15 protein-coding genes are annotated in these 19,530 nt (G+C 68.7%); 10 read left to right on the forward strand and 5 right to left on the reverse strand.

Translation table 11 applies throughout. The annotated features are described in order from the left end of the window. Positions 1-521: 521 nt before the first annotated feature. A complete protein-coding gene (locus NN2_RS33220; protein ID WP_063018994.1) occupies positions 522-1,496 on the forward strand; it encodes a coiled-coil domain-containing protein in 975 nt (324 codons plus the stop codon). 151 nt (positions 1,497-1,647) lie between these two features. After that, positions 1,648-2,460: an SAM-dependent methyltransferase gene (locus NN2_RS33225; RefSeq protein ID WP_218022094.1), complete on the forward strand. Its 813-nt coding sequence runs from the start codon at positions 1,648-1,650 to the stop codon at positions 2,458-2,460. A gap of 26 nt (positions 2,461-2,486) precedes the next feature. Here NN2_RS33225 and NN2_RS33230 read toward each other — a convergent pair whose 3' ends face one another. After that, positions 2,487-5,660: a carboxyl transferase domain-containing protein gene (locus tag NN2_RS33230; protein WP_063018996.1), complete on the reverse strand. Its 3,174-nt coding sequence runs from the start codon at positions 5,658-5,660 to the stop codon at positions 2,487-2,489. Between the two features lie 48 nt (positions 5,661-5,708). On the opposite strand from NN2_RS33230, the gene NN2_RS33235 reads away from it, so the two are divergent. Both NN2_RS33235 and NN2_RS33240 read left to right on the forward strand, forming a co-directional pair. Continuing rightward, positions 5,709-6,338 (forward strand): TetR/AcrR family transcriptional regulator, encoded by a 630-nt coding sequence (locus NN2_RS33235; protein ID WP_063910942.1) that lies wholly within the window; start codon positions 5,709-5,711, stop codon positions 6,336-6,338. Between the two features lie 74 nt (positions 6,339-6,412). After that, positions 6,413-7,171, forward strand: coding sequence for a MerR family transcriptional regulator (locus NN2_RS33240; RefSeq protein WP_063019017.1), 759 nt, complete (start codon positions 6,413-6,415; stop codon positions 7,169-7,171). Here the strand turns inward: NN2_RS33240 and NN2_RS33245 are convergent. After that, on the reverse strand, positions 7,161-8,114 hold the full coding sequence (locus NN2_RS33245) for an EamA family transporter (RefSeq protein WP_063019002.1): 954 nt from the start codon (positions 8,112-8,114) through the stop codon (positions 7,161-7,163). The genes NN2_RS33240 and NN2_RS33245 overlap by 11 nt on opposite strands. Before the next feature lie 33 nt (positions 8,115-8,147). Then, a complete protein-coding gene (locus tag NN2_RS33250) occupies positions 8,148-8,822 on the reverse strand; it encodes an SDR family oxidoreductase (protein ID WP_063019004.1) in 675 nt (224 codons plus the stop codon). A 248-nt stretch (positions 8,823-9,070) separates the two neighbouring features. Here NN2_RS33250 and NN2_RS33255 point away from each other — a divergent pair, with 248 nt between their 5' ends. From NN2_RS33255 to narI, 4 genes are read left to right on the forward strand one after another with little or no spacing between them, the layout of a single operon-like run. Then, the gene (locus NN2_RS33255) at positions 9,071-12,766 is read left to right on the forward strand and encodes a nitrate reductase subunit alpha (RefSeq protein WP_174555044.1); all 3,696 of its coding nucleotides are present in this window, start codon (positions 9,071-9,073) and stop codon (positions 12,764-12,766) included. Next, positions 12,763-14,421 carry a nitrate reductase subunit beta gene (gene narH / locus NN2_RS33260; RefSeq protein ID WP_063019006.1) on the forward strand — a complete coding sequence of 553 codons (1,659 nt, stop codon included), beginning with the start codon at positions 12,763-12,765 and terminating at the stop codon, positions 14,419-14,421. The genes NN2_RS33255 and narH overlap by 4 nt, the downstream gene beginning before the upstream one ends. Then, complete coding sequence (gene narJ, locus NN2_RS33265) at positions 14,418-15,053, forward strand: nitrate reductase molybdenum cofactor assembly chaperone (protein WP_063019008.1); 636 nt, start codon at positions 14,418-14,420, stop codon at positions 15,051-15,053. Before narH ends, narJ begins: the two co-directional genes overlap by 4 nt. Next, positions 15,050-15,784 carry a respiratory nitrate reductase subunit gamma gene (gene narI, locus NN2_RS33270; protein ID WP_030514424.1) on the forward strand — a complete coding sequence of 245 codons (735 nt, stop codon included), beginning with the start codon at positions 15,050-15,052 and terminating at the stop codon, positions 15,782-15,784. Before narJ ends, narI begins: the two co-directional genes overlap by 4 nt. Positions 15,785-15,831: 47 nt before the next feature. On the opposite strand, the gene NN2_RS33275 is transcribed toward narI, so the two are convergent. Further along, the gene (locus tag NN2_RS33275; RefSeq protein WP_063019010.1) at positions 15,832-17,145 is read right to left on the reverse strand and encodes a cytochrome P450; all 1,314 of its coding nucleotides are present in this window, start codon (positions 17,143-17,145) and stop codon (positions 15,832-15,834) included. Between the two features lie 183 nt (positions 17,146-17,328). Here NN2_RS33275 and NN2_RS33280 point away from each other — a divergent pair, with 183 nt between their 5' ends. After that, entirely contained in the window at positions 17,329-17,955 is a 627-nt protein-coding gene (locus tag NN2_RS33280; RefSeq protein WP_063019012.1) for a DUF308 domain-containing protein, read from the forward strand. Between the two features lie 261 nt (positions 17,956-18,216). Then, a complete protein-coding gene (locus tag NN2_RS38830) occupies positions 18,217-18,825 on the forward strand; it encodes a DUF4232 domain-containing protein (protein WP_227462853.1) in 609 nt (202 codons plus the stop codon). Positions 18,826-18,854: 29 nt separating this feature from the next. Here NN2_RS38830 and NN2_RS33290 read toward each other — a convergent pair. After that, a partial coding sequence (locus NN2_RS33290) for a cyclase family protein (protein WP_063019014.1) occupies positions 18,855-19,530 on the reverse strand: 676 nt, incomplete at its 5' end.

Genomic DNA, 19,530 nt, shown 5'->3' on the forward strand with positions numbered 1-19,530 from the left:
GACAGGATTCCAACCGTCAGATCACATCGTGGTCAGGGTGTTCGGTGAACTGTTTGTTCGCGAGTTCTACCGGGACCCCGCGTGTTTCAGGGGCCGAGTGCAAGCTCTGGGTCAATTGGTACGGCCGTACCACCGAGCACAGTTTTTGGTGTGTTGCGTTGTAGTTACGTTTAGTTGGACGCGACCAAACGTAAACGTAATAGCCAGAGGAGGTTTCAGAGCGAAGTACAGGGCTGACCTCCGATAAGGTTCACTTATCGGAGGTCAGCCAAATATGGAATCCGCTGGGGCTTGCCAGCTTTCGTTTCGTGTCGTTCCGTTGGTAATGACGAAACAAACGCTACGATTCCCTGGTGTCGAGCATCTGTAACTACCCTGGCTGTACGCGCACCATCACTCGCGGCGGGACTCCGGGACGGCCGTCGGAATATTGCGACCATCCCGAACACACGCGGTGGCGGGCATGGCGGGAGCGACAGCGTCGTCAGCAGGAGGGTGAGGGGACGGAGACGAACGTCACTGTGACGCAACCAGGTCCGGTGACCGCCGCCCGGTTGCGAGCCGACGAGATGCTCACTCAGTTCCGAACTCTGGCCGACCAGCTGAGCAACACGCTGTCGGTCGCCGTGGCCGAATTGTCGACCCTGGCCGACCCTTCGGTGGCCGAGGCGCAGGTCCAAGCCGTGCAGGCCGATGCCGCGCGGCGCATCGCGGAGGCCGAGGTCGCCACCGTGGCAGCGGAGAAGGCGCGGCGCGAGGCCGAAGACGCCCGCGACGCAGCGGAATCGGCGGCCGAAGACGCCGCCGCGGCCGCCGAGACGGCCGAAGCGCGTATCGCGGAGGCACTCACCGCACGCGACGACGCACTACGGGAAGTGCAGCGCGTCAGCAAACAGGCGGCCGACGATGTATTCGCCGCACGCACCGAGGCCGACGCCGAGATCCGCGCGGTTCGCGCGCAGTGCGCGCACGACGTCGACGAGGCGCGGCGGCAGGCCGCCGAGCAAATCGAATTGGCGCGCACCACGTTCACCGCGGAACTCGAACAGGTGCGTCGCGACAGTGCCCAGCGCATCACCGCCGCCGGCGCCGAACGCGACCTGGCCGTCCAGCGCGCCGCCGACGCCGAACGCGCCATCGAACGCGCCGAATCGGCCGTCGCGGAACGAAACCGGACCCTGGAGGAGACCAAGGCGGAATTGGCCCGCGCCCGCGGCGAGATCGACCGGATGCGGGCGGAGGCGAATGCGGCACGACAGCGTGCCGCCGACGATATCGCCGCCGTGCGTGCCGAAGCCGCCGCGGCGGCAGAACACGTCGCGCAGCAGACCGCGGCCCGGCTCGCGGCGGTCGAGGACGCGCGCCGCCAGATCCTGGCCCGGGCCGAACGGGCCGAGGCGCAACTCGACGCCGAACTGTCGCGGCGGACCGGCACGCGCACCGCGCGGGAGAGCGAATCAGGCACTGGCGCACCAGAAATGGCCGATCCCCGCTGACGTGGTGATCAATCACGCAATCAACCGGCGACAGGCTTGGAAACCACGCCGAGACCGAGTCGATCGTCGGCTTCGGTGGGGGCCGACCGCTATGCTCGACAACTAATCAGCCACGGCTGCGACGGGCGTCGTGGGAATCGAGAGGTGACAAGTGAACGACGACGCCATGCGAGCGCGGCAAGCAAGGCCGAGCGTGGCACGGGTATACGACTACATCCTCGGCGGACGGGACAACTACGGAGTCGACCAGAACCTCGCGGACTACTTCATCGACTTCCTGCCCGGTTCCGAACAGGTCGCGATCACCGCTCGCGCGGCCACGCTGCGCGCCGTACGCAGCATGTGCGCCAATGGAATTCGCCAATACATCGATCTGGGATGCGGACTGCCCACCACCGAGAACGTGCACGACGTGGTACGCCGCCAGCATCCCGACGCGCCGATCGTCTACGTCGACAACGATCCCTTCGTCGTCGCCCACGGCCGCGCGCTGCTGTCGGTCGACGATCGGATCGCGGTGCTGGGTCGTGACCTGTGCCAGGTCTCCGACATCGCCGACCATGCCGACGTCCAGCGGCTGATCAACTTCGACGAGCCGGTGGGCCTGCTGTTCGGGGTCGTGCTGGCTTTCGTGGAGGACAACGAGAATCCCGCCGGTGTGGTCGGCGACTGGGCCGACCGTGTTCCGGCCGGCAGTCAGGTCTACATCTCCCATTTCCGCTCCGGGCACAACCGCGAGACCAACACCACCGAGCGGAAGGTGCTCGACGCCTTCGGGCGCGGTCGCTGGCGCAACGACGACGAGATCGAGGCGCTGTTCGGCGACCTGGAACTGATCGATCCGGGCCTGCAGCCGTGCGCGCGCTGGTGGCCGCGCTCGGCCGCCGAGGATTCCGGCAGTGGCCGCGAACTCAGCGTGTGGGAGCAACTGATCGTCGCCGGACTGGCCCGCAAATCCGCCTGAGCCGCACCGGGATCGGCACCCGCGCGTCAGCGCAGGGTGCCGATCCAGCGGCGCGTCTGCGCCGGATCGATGACGTCGTCGAGTTCGAGCACCGTCGCGGCGGTGAGCGCCTTCCCGCTCTCGTAGGCGGCGCCGACCAGATTGTCGAATGCGGTGGCCCGCTGCACCGGATCCTCGATCGCCGCGAGTTCCTTCGCGAACCCCAGCCGTACGGCTCCCTCCAGACCCATTCCGCCGATTTCCCCGGTGGGCCACGCGATGACGAACCGCGGGGCGCGAAACGATCCGGCCGCCATCGCCTGCGCACCCAATCCGTAGCCCTTGCGCAGAATGAAGGTGCCCCACGGCACCGACATGGCGGCCGCGTCGATGAACAGGCGGCTGAACTTCGTGACGGTGGCATGGGTTTCGGCCTCCGGCCCGACCATGAAACCCGGTGTGTCACACAGCGATACGATGGGCAGTCCGTGTGCGTCGCACAGTCGCAGGAAGGCGCTGAGCTTGTCGGCCGCCGGGGCGTCGATGGCGCCGCCCAGGTGATGGCAGTCGTTGGCGATGAGCCCGAAAGCCCTGCCCTCCACGCGGATCAGCGCGGTGACCACGCCCGCGCCCCAATCGCGGCGTAATTCCAAGACCGAACCGGTGTCGGCGACCGCGGCGACGGCCGCGCGGATGTCGTAGGCGCGCAGCCGGTCCTGCGGCACCACATGGCGGGCCAGCCGCGGGTCCGGCTCCTCCCACGTGTCGAGGGCCCCTTGGAAATATCCGAGGTAGTCACGCGCGATCGCCACCGCCTCGGCCTCGTCGCCCGCGACGATGTGCACCACACCGTTGCGGCGCTGCACCCGCACGGGCCCGATCTCTTCCGGTGCGTAGACCCCCAGGCCACCGCCTTCGATCATCGCGGGCCCGCCCATGCCGATATTGGCGTCCGGCGTGGCGATGACGACATCGCACATGCCGAGCAGCGCGGCATTTCCGGCGAAGCAGCGCCCGGACACGATGCCGATCAGCGGGACCGTGCCTGAGAGGGCGGCCATCGCACGGAAAGTCGTCACGTCCAGGCCCGAGATACCCGAGTGATCGGTGTCGCCGGGCCGTCCGCCGCCGCCCTCGGTGAAGAACACCACCGGAAGTCGTTGTTCGCGTGCCAGTTCCAGCATGCGGTCGGTCTTGGCGTGATTGCGCATGCCCTGGGTACCGGCCAGCACCGTGTAGTCGTAGGACATCACCACCGCCCGGGCGCGGTCGTGACCGAATCGTCCGGCGTTGACGGTCGCCACGCCCGCGACGAGCCCGTCGGCCGGCGTATTCGCGATGAGATCCTCGATACTGCGCCGGGAACGCTGCGCCGCCACCGCCAGCGCCCCGTATTCGACGAAACTGTCGTCGTCGACCAGATCGGCGATGTTCTCGCGGGCGGTGCGACGCCCCAGCCGGTGTCGCTTGGCCACCGCCTCCGGGCGTGCGTCGTCGAGTCCGGCACGGTGGCGGGCCCGCACCTCCGCGAGATCCTCGCGTTCGGCGTCGAGGTCCACGGCGGTGAGGTCGGCGTGTTCGCCGTCGTGGTCCGCGTCGTCCCACACCAGCAGTGCCGCATGCGGATCCACCACCGTCGCGGGTTCGGCCAGCACCCGCACCACTCGCAACGACTGTCCGGCGCGGACCACGTGATGCATCTTCATCGCCTCCACGACGGCGACCTCTGCGCCCGCGGCCACCACCGTGCCCGGTTCGACCACGCTGATCACCGTGCCACCCAGGGGTGAGCGCAAGACTTGTTCGTCATCGTCGAACTGCTCCGCCAGGGCCGGGGCACCGGCCGCGGGCGGTGTCGGCGGGGGAGCCGATTCCTCGGCCCGGCGCGCCAATTCGGCGCTGTGGCGTTCGAACCACAGCGTGTCGACCGTGGTGTCGCCGGGCAAGGCGTCGAGGACGGCGCGCTGCAGGGCGACCGTAGTGTCGACGCCGTCGATCGTGGTTTCGGCCAGCGCGTCGGCGGCGCGCCGCAGCGCCGCCGGACAGGTCGGTCCGCGGGCGATGATCTTGGCCAGCAGTGAATCGAAGCCGGCGCCCTGACGCATCCCGCTGTAGGCGGCGGTGTCGACGCGCACACCGGATCCGGTCGGGGGAGTGAACCGGGTGAGCACGCCGGTGCTGGGCAGCACATCGCCTGTCGCGCTGAGAATTTCGGCATTGACGCGCACCTGCACCGCATATCCGCGGGAGGCGTGCGACAGCGCGAGATCGTCCAGTGTGTGGCCCTGAGCGAGGTCGAACTGTACGGCCACCAGATCCAGGCCCGTCACCTCCTCGGTGACGGTGTGCTCGACCTGCAGCCGCGGATTGACCTCGAGGAACCACGCGGTGTCGCCGCGCACCAGGAATTCGACCGTGATCACGCCACGACAACCGACCGTTTCGGCCAGCCGTACCGCCTCGGCATGCAGGTGCTCGCGCATATCCGGCGCGAGTGAGGGCGCGGGCGCGATCTCGATCAACTTCTGGCGGCGCCGCTGCACGCTGCAATCGCGATCGCCGACCGCGACCGCGCGCGAACCGTCGGCGACGATCTGCACCTCGATGTGGCGGGCGTGTTCGACCAACGCCTCGGCGTAGACGGTGTCGTCACCGAAACCCGCGCGAGCCTCGGCGCGGCAGTGTGCGTAGGCCTGCGCCAGTTCTTCGCGACGGCGCACCACGCGCATCCCGCGTCCGCCGCCACCGGCCGTCGCCTTGATCATCACACCCTCGGGGTGGGCGAGGAGCAGGGCCTCGATCTGCTCGGGTCCGGCGGCGCCGGCGGTCGCGGGCAGCACTGCGACACCGGCCTGTTCCGCGGCACGCCGGGCCGCCACCTTGTCGCCGAAGGTCCGCAGTACCTCCGGAGCCGGCCCGGCGAACACCAGTCCCGCTGCCGCGCATGCGGCGGCGAAATCGGCGCTCTCGCTGAGGAATCCGTAGCCCGGATGTACCAGCGCGCCCGGCCCCGCACTGCCGGCGGCCGCGACGATGGCGTCGATGTCGAGGTAGGCCGCGGCGCCCGAGCCCGGCAACCGGACCGCCTCGTCGGCCAGCCGCACCGGCATCGCGTCCGGCTCGTCCGCCGTCGACAACGCCCACGTGCCGTAGCCGCGCTCTCGCGCTGTACGCAACACACGGACCGCCACTTCACCTCGGTTCGCCACCACCACCTGCATGCCGCCAGTCTGATTGACATTGACGTCAACGTCAATATGCTGGACGGTATGACCTCGTCGTGGAGTGTGCGAGCGGCCCGGGAGCGCTCGGATACCGACCGGCATCGGGCCCTGCTCGATGCCGCGGCCGACGTTTTCATCGAACGCGGCTACGCGGCGACGACGGTGGCCGCGATCACCGCCCGGGCCGGTGTCTCCCGCGCGACGCTGTATGTCTACTTCGCCTCGAAGGACGAGATCTTCCACGCGCTCGCCACCCGGGTTCGCGACGAATTCCTCGCCGCCCAGGAACCCGAACTGGCCGATTCCGATCCGCGAGAGATGTTGCGCGCCACCATAGAATCGTTCGCCGAGGCGGTCCTGCACGCCGGCCCGCTGCTGCGGTTGATCGAAGAGCGCGGCGCCGTCGACCCCGAGATCGGCGAGCTGGCCGCCGAAATCTCCGAACGTCCGATCCGCCGCTTCGCCCGCTACCTGGACCGGGAACACCGTGCCGGGACCGTCACCCCCGCGGCGCCGGTTCGCGTGGTCGCCGAAACAGTCGGCTATGCGCTGACCAGCGGCATGCTCGCCCGCCGGGCCGATCCGGCGCCCGAACGCGCCCGGTATCTCGCCGAGATGCGGCAGATCGCCGAAACCCTGCTCGGGCTGCGCCCGGCCGCCGAATTTTCGGCTTGACCTTCACGTTACGGCAACTTCTACCGTCGAAGACGAGGCCGGAGCGACCGGCCTCAGGACAGATGGGAAGCACCATGAGCTGGTCGATCGCGGAGGTGGCGAAGATGTCGGGAGTCACCGCCCGCACCTTGCGCCACTACGACGACATCGCTCTGCTCACCCCGGCTCATGTGGGCAGCAACGGCTATCGCTACTACGACGAGCAGAGTCTGTTGCGGCTGCAGCAAATCCTCGTGCTGCGCGAGCTGGGGCTCGGTCTCGCCGAGATCGCCGAGGCGGTCGACTCCGAACCGGACACGCTGGCGGCGCTCAAACGCCAGTACGCCCGGCTGCTCGCCGAACGCGACCGGCTGGGACGGATGGCCGAGACCGTGGCGCGCACCATCGCCGAACTCGAAGGGAACAAGGAGATGTCAGTGCAGATCAACCGCCCGGAAAATCTGTTCGCGGGCTTCGATCACACGCAGTACGACGACGAGGCCAGGGAGCGCTGGCCCGAACAGTTCGAGCAGTCGCGGCAGGCGACCGCCGATATGACCGCCGAGGACGTCGAGCGCATGCAGCGGGAACTGACCGCCGCGATGATCCGGATGGCCGAATTCATGGCCGCCGGAACACCGGTCGAGGATGCGGCGGTACAGGCCGAAATCCACGCTCAGTACGAGGGGATCCGCCGTTTCTGGACCCCGAACCGGAGCGCGTACACCTGCCTCGGCCAGATGTATGTCGACGACGAACGGTTCAAGGCGAACTACGAGCGGATCGCGTCCGGATTGGCCGAATACCAGCGCGACGCCATGGCCGTCTACGCCGAGCAGCGGCTCACCGACTGATCGGTGTAGATACGGCCGCCTCGCCGCGGCGCACGATGAGCACGCCGGTGAGGACCAGCACGCCGCCGAGCAACTGGGCGGGGTGCGGGGCCTCACCGAGCAGTGCCCACGCGACGATCAGGGCCGCCACCACTTCGAGCAGCCCCGTGAACGCCGCCGCCCGGGAGCCGAGCAGGCGGGTGGCGGCGATGCCGGCGACGTAGGCGAGGGCAGCGGTCACGGTGCCGAGGATCGCGATCGGCAGCCACCACGGCATCGTGACACCCTGATACACAACGGGATTCGCGGTGGCTCGCAGCGGAAGGACGCCCGTCGCTCCGGCGGCGAGCAGTCCGAGTCCGCCGACGAGCAGCCCACCGGTGGCCAGGACGGTTCCCGGCAAGGTGCCGTGGCCGTGCGCCGAGAGCAGGAAGTACACCACCCCGCAGGCCATGGCCAGCAGCGCCCAGCAGATGCCGATCCAGTCGGTGGCCGCGCCCGACCGCAGATCGATCACGAAGAACAACCCGGTGAGGCCGAGGAAAGCCCCGGCCACCGTCGGCCCGGCCGGACGTTGCCGGCGACGCAGCCACAACCAACCGACCACCGCGATCGGCGAGGTGTACTGGATCAGCAACGCCATCCCCACCGCCAGACGCGATACGGCGGTGAAATACGCCAGTTGCACTCCGGCGATCGCCACCAGCCCGTAGCCGAGGATCAGAGCCGCGTTGCCGCGCACCGACTTCCAGTTGTTGCGCAGTTCGACGGCCGCGATCGGTACGAGTGCCGCGGCGCCGACCAGGACGCGCACGATCACCACCGCCGCGGAACTCCAGCCGGCGTTCATCAGGCCGCGCGCCAAGGGGCCCGAGAGTGCGAACGACACCGCCGACACCACCGCGCACCCCGTGCCCGAACCCAGCCGGTCCCCGGCGGTGACCTCGGGCGCGATCCTCGACATGCCCGAGAACGCTAGGCCGGGCGGCGTCGGCTGTCACATGGTTTTGCGCGGGGTGGTCGCGGCCACCAATTCGGCCACCGCGTCGGCGACAGGAGTGCTGCCGCCGGTGAGCTCGACGATGACCCGGTTCAGCGCCGGCTCGTGCAGAGCCGCGTCGATGAACGCGGCGACGTCGTCGCGGGAGACCGAACCGTATTCGATGGCCAGGCCGGCGGTGACGGTGCCGGACCCCGGATCGTCGAGCAGCGTTCCCGGACGCACGATGAGCCAGTCCAGCGCGGTGTGGGTCAGATGGACGTCCGCGGACTTCTTCACCCGCATGTAGTGCTCGAACCCTTCCGAGGTTTCGCGGTCGCGCCCGGCATCGGGGAATACCGACACCAGCACGAAGCGCGATACGCCCGCCTGCGCGGCGGCCGCGGCGGCCTTCTCCAGTCCGGCGCCGTCGATGGCGGTGGTCTTGTCGGGGCCGGTGCCGTGCGCGCCCGCGGAGAACACCACCGCGTCGTGCCCGGCGATCTCGGCCGCCAATTCCTCCACCGTGTCGTGGATCAGATCGCCGGTCACCGGCGTCGCCCCGGTCGCCGCGACGGTCTCGGCCTGTTCGGGATTGCGATGCATACCGGTGACCTGGTCACCGCGGTCCGCGAGCCGTTGCGCGAGGCGGCGGCCCACGCCGCCCGCCGCGCCGATCTGGAATACCTTCACGAGCGATCACCTCTCTGTCGGCGAGTGCGGTCCACTGCCGATTGTGGACTCCGCGCCGAAACGTCCCGCGCCCGGGTGCGCGACGGCACGGCATGCTGGGTGATCGCTGCTCGTCACCGATTTCGACTCCGTATTCGTTGTCGCCGAAATACGACGATTGCCAATGATTAGCGATTACGGTGCCAGTGTTCGTGTGACGGGGTGAGGCGATCGCGCGGGACGCCGCGATCCGGGCGAGAGGCGGGCAGATGGCACGTACCGCACGCGGGGACGGCGCGGCCCTGGATTCCGAAGTGACGGCGGCGCTGATTCGCAGTAGGCGGTTCTTCACCCGCGCCACCGTCTCCGCGGATCTGCGTACCGAATACGTGCGCGGCGGCCGCCAGGCCGACGAGTTCTATCGCGAACGCTGGGCCCACGACAAGGTGGTGCGCTCCACGCACGGCGTCAACTGCACCGGATCCTGTTCGTGGAAGGTGTATGTCAAGGACGGCATCATCACCTGGGAAACCCAGGCCACCGACTATCCGTCCGTCGGTCCCGACCGCCCCGAGTACGAGCCCCGCGGCTGCCCGCGCGGTGCGGCGTTCTCCTGGTACACCTATTCACCCACCCGCATCCGCTACCCGTACATCCGCGGTGTGCTGCTCGAGATGTATCGGGAAGCCAAGGCGCGCACCGGCGATCCGGTCACCGCCTGGGAATCGATCGTCTCCGACCCCGAGGCGGCGCGGCGCTACAAGAGCGCCCGCGGTCGCGGCGGACTGGTCCGCGCCGGCTGGGAGGAGGCGGTCGAGTTGGTGGCCGCCGCCCATGTGCACACCATCAAAAGCTTCGGACCCGACCGGGTCGCGGGATTTTCGCCGATTCCCGCGATGTCGATGGTGTCGTTCGCGGCCGGTGCGCGGTTCATCTCGCTGATCGGCGGGTCGATGCTGTCGTTCTACGACTTCTACGCCGATCTGCCCGTCGCCTCCCCGCAGGTCTTCGGCGACCAGACCGATGTGCCCGAGTCCGGAGACTGGTGGGACGCGGGCTACCTCATGATGTGGGGTTCGAACGTCCCGGTGACCCGCACCCCGGATGCGCACTGGATGACCGAGGCGCGCTATCGCGGCCAGAAGGTGATCGCGATCGCGCCCGACTACGCCGACAACGTCAAATTCGCCGACGAATGGCTCGCCCCGCATCCGGGCACCGACGCCGCGCTGGCCATGGCGATGGGCCATGTGATCCTGCGGGAGTTCTTCGTCGACGGGCAGGTGCCGTATTTCGAGGACTACGTGCGCCGGTTCACCGATCTGCCGTTCCTGGTGCGGCTGGAGGAACGCGACGGCGTGCACCGCCCCGGCAAATTCCTCACCGCCGCCGATCTCGACGACTTCGCCCGCACCGAACACGCCGAATTCAAGACCGTCCTGCTGGACCGGCAGGGAAACCCGGTGGTGCCCAACGGATCTCTCGGATTCCGCTACGGCGCCGAAGGCGCCGGACGCTGGAATCTGGAGTTGGGCGGTGTGGAGCCGGCGCTGTCGGCCGCCGGCGACAGGGCGGTGGTGGTGGAACTGCCTCGCTTCGACACCGCCAACGGCGCCGCCGCCGTCGTGCGACGAGGCGTTCCGGTGCGCACGGTCGGCGGCCATCTCGTCACCACGGTGTTCGATCTGATGCTGGCCCGCTACGGCGTGCGGCGCGAGGGCCTGCCCGGGGAGTGGCCCACCGGCTACGACGACGCCGCCCATCCCGGAACACCGGCGTGGCAGGAGACGATCACCGGGGTGCCGGCCGACGCCGCGGCTCGCATCGGCCGCGAATTCGCCGCGAATGCCGAACAGACCCAGGGCCGTTCGATGATCATCCTCGGCGCCGGCACCAACCACTGGTTCCACTCCGACACCATGTATCGCACCTTCCTGGCGCTCACCACACTGACCGGCTGCCAGGGGCGCAACGGGGGCGGCTGGGCGCACTACGTGGGCCAGGAGAAGTGCCGGCCCGTCACGGGCTGGGCGACGGTGGCCAACGCGACCGACTGGACTCGCCCGCCGCGGCACATGAACCAGACCGTCTACTGGTACCTGCACACCGATCAGTTCCGCTACGACCCGTTCGCCGCCGACACCCTCACCACGACCACCGGTCCGGGCGATCTGTCCGGGCGTAGCACCGCCGACCTCATCGCGCAGGCGGCCCGCATGGGCTGGACACCGTCCTATCCGACCTTCGACCGCAACCCCCTCGATCTGGCCGACGAGGCCGAACGAGCGGGCCGCGCACCCGCGGACCATATCGTCGACCAATTGACCTCGGGCAAGCTGCGATTCGCCTGCGAGGATCCCGACGCTCCGGCGAACTTCCCGCGCGTGCTGTCGATCTGGCGATCCAATCTGCTCGGCTCCTCCGCCAAGGGCAACGAATATTTTTTGCGTCATCTGCTCGGCGCGGACGCCTCGCTGCGCGCCGCGCAAGCCCCGCCGGAGGCGCGCCCGCGCGACGTGGTGTGGCACGATCAGGCACCGGCCGGGAAACTGGATCTGCTGCTGACCCTGGATTTCCGGATGACCAGCACCACCATGTACTCCGATGTGGTGCTGCCGGCCGCGACCTGGTACGAGAAATACGATCTGTCCTCCACCGATATGCACCCGTTCGTGCATTCGTTCAGCCCGGCGATCGCACCGCCGTGGCAGACCCGCACCGACTGGGACGCCTTCCTGAGCATCGGCGCCGAATTCAGCCGCCTGGCGCGGCGCCACCTCGGGGTGCGCACCGATATCGTCGCGACACCCTTGCTGCACGACACCCCCGACGAACTCGCCACCCCGCGCGGTGCGGTGCGGGACTGGAAAACCGGTGCGTGCCAACCCGTTCCGGGTCTGACGATGCCGCGACTGACCGTCGTCGAACGCGACTACGGGGCGGTGCGCGCGAAAATGGGCGCGCTGGGGCCGCTGGTCGACCGGCTCGGCGCGGCCACCAAAGGCGTCACCTTCGACGTGGGTCAGGAGGTGTCGGACCTGGCGGCGCGCAACGGCATCGTGCGCGGCGGACCGGCCGCCGGGCGCCCCAGCCTCGAACGCGATATCGACGCCTGCGAGGCGATCCTGGCGTTGTCCGGCACCACCAACGGACGGCTCGCGGTGCAGGGCTTTCGCACCCTCGAGCAGCGCACCGGGACCCCGCTGGCCGATCTGGCCGCCGAACACGCAGGCAAGCGCATCACCTTCGCCGACACCCAGGTCGCGCTGGTGCCGGTGATCACCTCACCGGAATGGTCGGGATCCGAAAGCGGCGGGCGGCGATATTCGCCGTTCACCGTCAATGTCGAACGCGCGAAACCGTGGCACACCCTCACCGGACGCCAGCATTTCTATCTCGATCACGACTGGATGGCCGAGGTCGGCGAGCAAATGCCGGTCTTCCGGCCGCCGCTGGACATGTCGGCCCTGTTCGATGAACCCGGACTGGGGGAGCAGGGAGAGCGCGGATTGTCGCTGCGTTATCTGACTCCCCATTCGAAGTGGTCCATTCACTCCGAATATCAGGACAACCTGTTGATGCTGAGCCTGTCGCGCGGCGGTCCGACGATCTGGATCTCCGATCGCGACGCGGCGAAACTCGGTGTGCGCGACAACGAATGGATCGAGGCGGTCAACCGCAACGGCGTCGTGGTGGCCCGCGCCGTCGTCTCGCATCGCATGCCGGAAGGCACGGTCTACATGCATCACGCGCAGGACCGATTGATCGATGTACCGCTGGCCGAAACTTCCGGCAAGCGTGGCGGCATCCACAATTCGCTCACCAGGCTGCTGATCAAGCCCACCCATCTCATCGGCGGCTATGCGCAATTGTCCTTCGCGTTCAACTATCTCGGCCCGACCGGCAATCAACGCGACGAGGTGACCGTGATCCGCCGCCGCGGCCAGGAGGTGACCTACCGATGAGGCCCATGGCGCAACTGGCGATGGTGATGAATCTCGACAAATGCATCGGCTGCCACACCTGCTCGGTGACCTGCAAACAAACCTGGACCAACCGTGCCGGAGTCGAATACGTCTGGTTCAACAACGTGGAAACCCGCCCGGGACAGGGGTATCCGCGCACCTACGAGAATCAGAGCCGCTGGAAGGGAGGCTGGGTTCTCGACCGCAAGGGCCGGTTGCGGCTGCGGCGCGGCGGCCGCATGCGGACACTGTTCACGATCTTCGACAATCCGACCCTGCCCGAACTGTCCGACTACTACGAGCCGTGGACCTACGACTACGACACGCTGACCACCGCTCCGTTGCAACGCCATCCGCCGGTGGCGCGGCCGCGTTCGCTGATCACCGGCCGCGATACCGCCATCACCTGGTCGGCCAACTGGGACGACAATCTGGCCGGCGCCCCCGAACTCGCGGCGGCCGACCCGCTGCTGGAAAAGGTCGGCGACAAGGTCAGATTCGAGTTCGAGCAGACCTTCATGTTCTATCTGCCGCGCATCTGCGAACACTGCCTCAACCCGGCTTGTATGGCGGCCTGTCCGTCAGGGGCGATCTACAAGCGCGCCGAGGACGGCATCGTGCTGGTCGATCAGGACCGCTGCCGCGGCTGGCGCATGTGCGTGTCGGGATGCCCGTACAAGAAGGTGTATTTCAACCACCGCACCGGCAAGGCGGAGAAGTGCACCTTCTGTTTCCCGCGGCTCGAGGTCGGCCTGCCGACGGTGTGCGCGGAAACCTGTGTGGGGCGGCTGCGCTATATAGGCGTGCTGCTCTACGACGCCGATACCGTCACCGATATCGCGGCCACCCCCGACGAACGCGACCTGTACGCCGCACAACGCGACGCCTTTCTCGATCCGTTCGATCCGCAGGTGATCGCGGCATGTGAACGCGCCGGAATTCCGCGCGACTGGGTCCAGGCCGCGCAGCGTTCCCCGGTGTACGCGCTGATCCGCGCCTATCGGGTCGCGCTGCCGCTGCATCCGGAATACCGCACGGTGCCGATGGTCTGGTACATCCCGCCGCTGTCGCCGGTGGTGGACGCGCTGCGCGATACCGGCCACGACGCCGAGGACCACGGCAACCTCTTCGCGGCGATCGAGGCCTTGCGCATCCCGGTCGACTATCTGGCGCAGCTGTTCACCGCGGGCGACACCGCGCCGGTCGAGGCGGTCCTGCGGCGCATGGCCGCGATGCGCAGCTATATGCGCGATATCAACCTCGGCCGTCCGCCGCGCCCGGAGATCGCCGCCGCCGTCGACATGTCCGAGGAACAGCTCTACGACATGTATCGGCTGCTGGCGCTCGCGAAATACGAGCAGCGCTACGTCATTCCCACGGCGCATGCCGAACAGGCACACGGTCTCGAGGAACTGGCCACCGAATGCGATCTGGATCGCGACGGCGGCCCGGGAATGGGCGGCTGGGGTCCCTTCGGCGAGAGCTCCGGTGGCCCGACACCCGTTGCGGTGGAGAACTTCCGCATGTTGCAGGACCGCCAGACCGCCGACGCGCCCACCTCCGAACCGACCCGGGTGAACCTGCTCAACTGGGACGGACGCGGGCGGCCGGAAGGCCTGTTACCGCGGCGCCGAGGCGGGAGGCACCGCACATGACCCGCACGACGACACGCTGCGCCGCGTGGCAGATCCAATCGCTGCTGCTCGGCTATCCCGATGCGGCGCTGCTGGATTCGCTGCCGCTGCTCACCCGGGCCACGGCGGCGCTGCCGGTGGCAGTCGGCGCACCCGTGCGTCCGCTGCTGTCCCACCTCGCGAGTACTCCGCCGATGTTGCTGGGCGGCGAATACGTCGACACCTTCGACCACCGCAAACGGTTCAGTCCCTATCTCACCTATTTCTCCCACGGCGACACCCGTAAACGGGGGATGGCGTTGCTGCGCCTCAAGCAGCTCTACCGGCGCGCCGGGTGGCAACTCGACGACGCGGAACTTCCCGACCATCTGGCGGTCGTACTCGAATTCGCCGCCACCGAACCGGAAGCCGGCCTGCGGGTACTCACCGACCATCGCGCCGGTGTGGAGGTGATGCGAGCAGCCCTGCGCGAGTACGGATCCCCCTGGGCCGGGGTCCTGGATTCGGTCTCGGCCACCCTGCCGCCGCTGCGTGGCACCGACAGCGAGGCCGTCGCGAGGCTCATCGCCGCCGGTCCGCCCGGTGAGGAGGTCGGCACCGAACCGTTCGCACCGCCCACCTACATGCCGACGCCGATCGGAGGCCGCCGATGACCGTGAGCGCGACCGATGTGCTGCTGTGGGTGGCGGTGCCGTATGCGGCGCTGGCGATCTGCGTGGTGGGCCTGATCTGGCGCTACCGCTACGACAAATTCGGCTGGACCACCCGCTCCTCGCAGCTGTACGAGAACCGGCTGCTGCGGCTGGGCAGCCCGCTGTTCCACTACGGCATCGTGTTCGTCTTTCTCGGTCACGTCCTGGGTCTGGTGATCCCGCAGTCGTGGACCGAGGCGGTCGGTATCGGCGAAAACGCCTATCACATCGTGTCGTTCAGCCTCGGCGCTGTCGCCGGCATCGCGACCGTGGCCGGGCTGGCCATCCTGATCTACCGCCGCCGCACCGTCGGTTCGGTGTTCTCCGCGACCACCCGCAACGACAAGATCATGTACGTGCTGCTGGGCGTGACTCTGGTGCTCGGGCTCGCCGCGACCGTCTACGGCAATGCGACCGGCAATCCGCACAACTACCGCACCGACGTCTCGCCGTGGTTCCGGTCGCTGTTCTACCTCGATCCGCACCCCGAACTGATGGCCGCGGCGCCGCTGGGCTTCCAGCTGCACGCCCTCTCGGCCTGTGCGTTGTTCGCGTTCTGGCCGTTCAGCCGGCTCGTCCACGTGTTCTCGGCGCCCGTCGGCTATCTGACGCGGCCCTATCTGGTGTATCGCAGTCGGGACGTGTCGCTCGGGGCGCACCGGCCGCCGCGCGGCTGGGAACGAGTGCAGTAGCGGGCCGGAGTGCCGCGGGATCGGCGCTGTGGGATCGGTCGCGTGGATCAGAGCGTGCCCGGATGCGGTCGCAGCAGCACCGGCGCACCGTGGGCGGGCACATTGGTGATGTTGCGGATGCGGCCGCGTTCATGGGTGCGCACGGGCGCCAGGGCGAATCGGCCCAGCACTTCCGACAGCACCGCCGTGCCCTCCATGAGTGAGAATCCGGCGCCGATACAGCGACGCACACCGCCACCGAACGGCAGCCAGGTGTTGGCTGCCACACTGCCGTCGAGAAAGCGTTCGGGACGGAAGCTTTCGGGTTCGGGATGATTGTCCGGATTCGCATGCGCCAGCACGATCGAGGTCTGCACGACGGTGCCGCGGGGCAGGGTGTACCCGCCGATCGTCGTCTCGCGCGTGAGCCGGCGCAGTGTGCCGCCGATGACCGGATGGCGGCGCATCGCCTCCTTGAGCACCGCTTCCAGATATTTGTCGTCGCCCTCGGCGGCCGCGCGGCGCGCCCGCTGCTGCACCTCGGGATGGGCGGCCAATTCGAACATCGCCCACGACAGCGCCGACGCGGTGGTTTCGTGCCCGGCCAGCAGCAGGGTCACCAACTGATCGCGCAGTTCGGCATCCGAGAGCGGCTCGTCGCCGGCCTCCGCGCCCACCGCGAGCAACCGGGCCAGCACGTCGGCGCGCTCACCGGGATCCGCCTCGTCGCGCCGGCGCGCGATCTCCTCGTACAGCAGCGCGTCGATCGCATTCTTGTTGTCGGCGAATCGCTTCCACGGGCCGAAACGCTGCAGCCGATGCCATTTCCAGCCCAGGAAGATCAGCGGGCCGACATCGACCAGGTACCGCAGCCGCGGCGCGAGCTCGGCACGTCCGCGCTGCTCGCTGATGCCGAACACCACCTGCATGATCACATCGAGTGTCAGTTCGTTCATCCGTGGCAGCGTCACCAGCGTGGTATCCGGCTGCCACTGGTCGATGTGGTGTTTGGCGATAGCCTCGACCAGGTCGCGGTAGCCGCGCAGCGCCGAGCCGGTGAACGCCGGCATCAGCAGCCGGCGGGCTCGCGCGTGCTCGTCCTCGTCGGTGAGCAACAGCGAATGCTGTCCCATCACCGGCTCCAGCACCCGATTGCCTTCGCCGGCATGCAGATCCGCCGGGGCGCCGGCGAAGATCTCGCGGATGTGTTCCGGACGCGAGAACACCACCAGATTCTCGGCATACGGTGCGATCATGCGCATCGTGTAGACATCGCCGTAGCGGCGCGAGGCCACCCCGGCGAACCAGCCCCGCCACTTCGCGTGCAACAGCGTCTGCGCCACCCGCGGCAGCCGGGGACCCGGCGGGAACACAGTGGTCATGGGGCTACCTCCCGACGGTCCGCGGCGGTGCGAGATCCGATATCCACCCCACGGTAGCCCGGTAACCGTTACCGGACCACACATGTTCCATGAGCAGTGGGCGGCTGTCCGATAGCTGGATCGGCCGGGCCGAACCCGGGAAATTGCGCAGGGTGCACCGTCCGGGGCCATATCATCGGGGCCATGCCCACCTTCCGAGCGGCCGGACGCAGGGATGTCTTCGCTGGTGATGCCTGGCACCTGGCGTGCGCGATCGGCTGTGCGTCGATCACCGTCGGGGTGATTCTGCTCGTTTGGCCCGATAAGTCCGTTCCGGTAGCGGAACTATTGCTCGGAACGACCCTGCTGCTGACCGCCGCCTGGCAGTTCACGGTCGCCTTCCGCGCGCGCATCCGCGGCGGGCTCAAGGCGCTGGAATTCGGGACCGGGGCCCTGTCGGTGCTGCTGGCGCTGTGGTGCATGCGCAGCGGTGACTGGGTGGCGTTGCTGGCGATGTGGGTCGGCATGGGATGGATGATCCGCGGCATCGTGCAGGCGATCGTCGCGGCCTGGTCGGAGGACCTGCCGAAGCCGGGCCGGCGCGAGGGCTACGGCCTGGCCACACTGCTGGCCGGACTCCTCGTGCTGGTGTGGCCGATCGACACCGTCGCGGCCCTGTCGGTTCTGGTCGGCGTCTGCCTGATCCTGCTCGGCGCGATGGAGATCCGCATGGCCGTCCGCGTCCGCCGTCCCGAACGCGGCGGCGACCAGGTGGGGGTGCGCGGTCTGCTCGGACCGCGCGCGCAGACCCCCGTCCGGGCCGCGGATTAGGGTCGGGACATGGTTGTCGTTCACCGCACCACCCTCGCGCCCGGCAAACTAGAACTGCTCACCGCACCGTCGAGGTGTCCGCCGCCGATCCGGAAACGCCGAACGCGGTGCGCGTCAATCGGGTTCCCTCGCAGTCGGCCGTCTCCGCGCCCGGGTGGGTCCGGGTGAGCTGGACCGATGCGGAGGGCGCGCCGGCGGCGGGGGTAGTGCTGGAGGTAGCGGTGAACTGAGCGCGCATGCGTGCGGTCGGAAGGAGTCGAGGTGAGATTCGGCAGATACGGATATCGGACGGCTGCGGTGGTGGTGCTCGGCGCGACCGCCGCCACCACCCTCGCCGGTTGTGCGCAACGCGACTCCGGGACCGCACCCTCCGCGCGACCGGCCACCGAAACGCCTGCCGCGCAGTCGCCTTCGCCGCAGCCCACCTCCACACCGGGGCCCACCACCACGGCGGCCGTCGCGGCGTGCCGGCCACGCCAGCTGGACATCACCGCCCACACCCTCTCGCCGGGGATGATGCATCGCGGCGTCGAACTGAGCTTCGCCCTCGCCGCCGACACCCCGCCCTGCACGATCGGCGGCTATCCCGGCGTCGACACCGACGAGGGCGGCCCGGTGCTGCACGCCCGACGCACCCCGCGCGGATACATGGGTGGCCTTCCCCGCGACGACGACACTCCACCCGTCGTCACGGTGCTGCCCGGTCGCCCCGCCCGCGCGGTCGTGGAAGGCTCCGCGATGGGCCCGGCCGGCGAGGACTGCCCGCTGTACACGAGTCTCGATGTGACAGCTCCCGATTCGACCGACACACGCACGGTGCACACCACCATCGACACGTGCGCCCTGGAGGTGCATCCGGTCACCGGCTGAGGCGATTCGAGCAGGCGGGATGCCGAGCCTCAGGTGTAGGCGAGCATTCGGCACGGTCGGCCCGTACCGCCGATGTGTTCGGGCGCGCCGACCACGACGGTGGCACCGGTCGGCGGGACCGAGCCGAGATTGGCCACCATCTCCACGCCGTAGCGACCGCCGCCGAGGAAGGCGGTGTGTGCGCCGTAGTCGGGATCGGCCGCGTGGTCGAGGCTGAGTGTATCCACCCCCGCGCCGACGATATCGCGCTGGCGCACAAGGTAATCCGCGGCCTCGGCGCAGAAGCCGGGCGCATGCGGGGTGCCCTGGACGTCGAGGTTGACGAAGGCCGCCGGATGGGCGAGGCGGCGTTCCCACCCGGAGAACATGGCGACGAAGGCCCGGGGTGGAATGCGGCCGTAGATTCGCTCGAACGCATCGATGTCGTCGATCGTGACCGTCGCGTCGACGTCGAACGCCGCCTTCGCGCTGATGTCGATCACGATGAGTGGAGCCACCAGATCACGCACCGAGAAGGTGCCGGCCGACACCCCGCCGGAGGCGCGGCGCAGCGGCGCATCGACATGGGTTCCGGTGTGCTCCCACAGCGCGATCGTGTTCTGGTCGAAACCGCCCAGCGCATGCCATGCCACCGGAACCATCGCGAACGGCGGATTACCCGGCCACATCGGCGTATTCGGGCCCACCGGATGGGTGAGATCGACG

The sequence above is a fragment of the Nocardia nova NBRC 15556 genome, from assembly GCF_001613005.1.
In the GTDB taxonomy this organism is placed as follows: Bacteria; Actinomycetota; Actinomycetes; order Mycobacteriales; family Mycobacteriaceae; genus Nocardia; species Nocardia nova.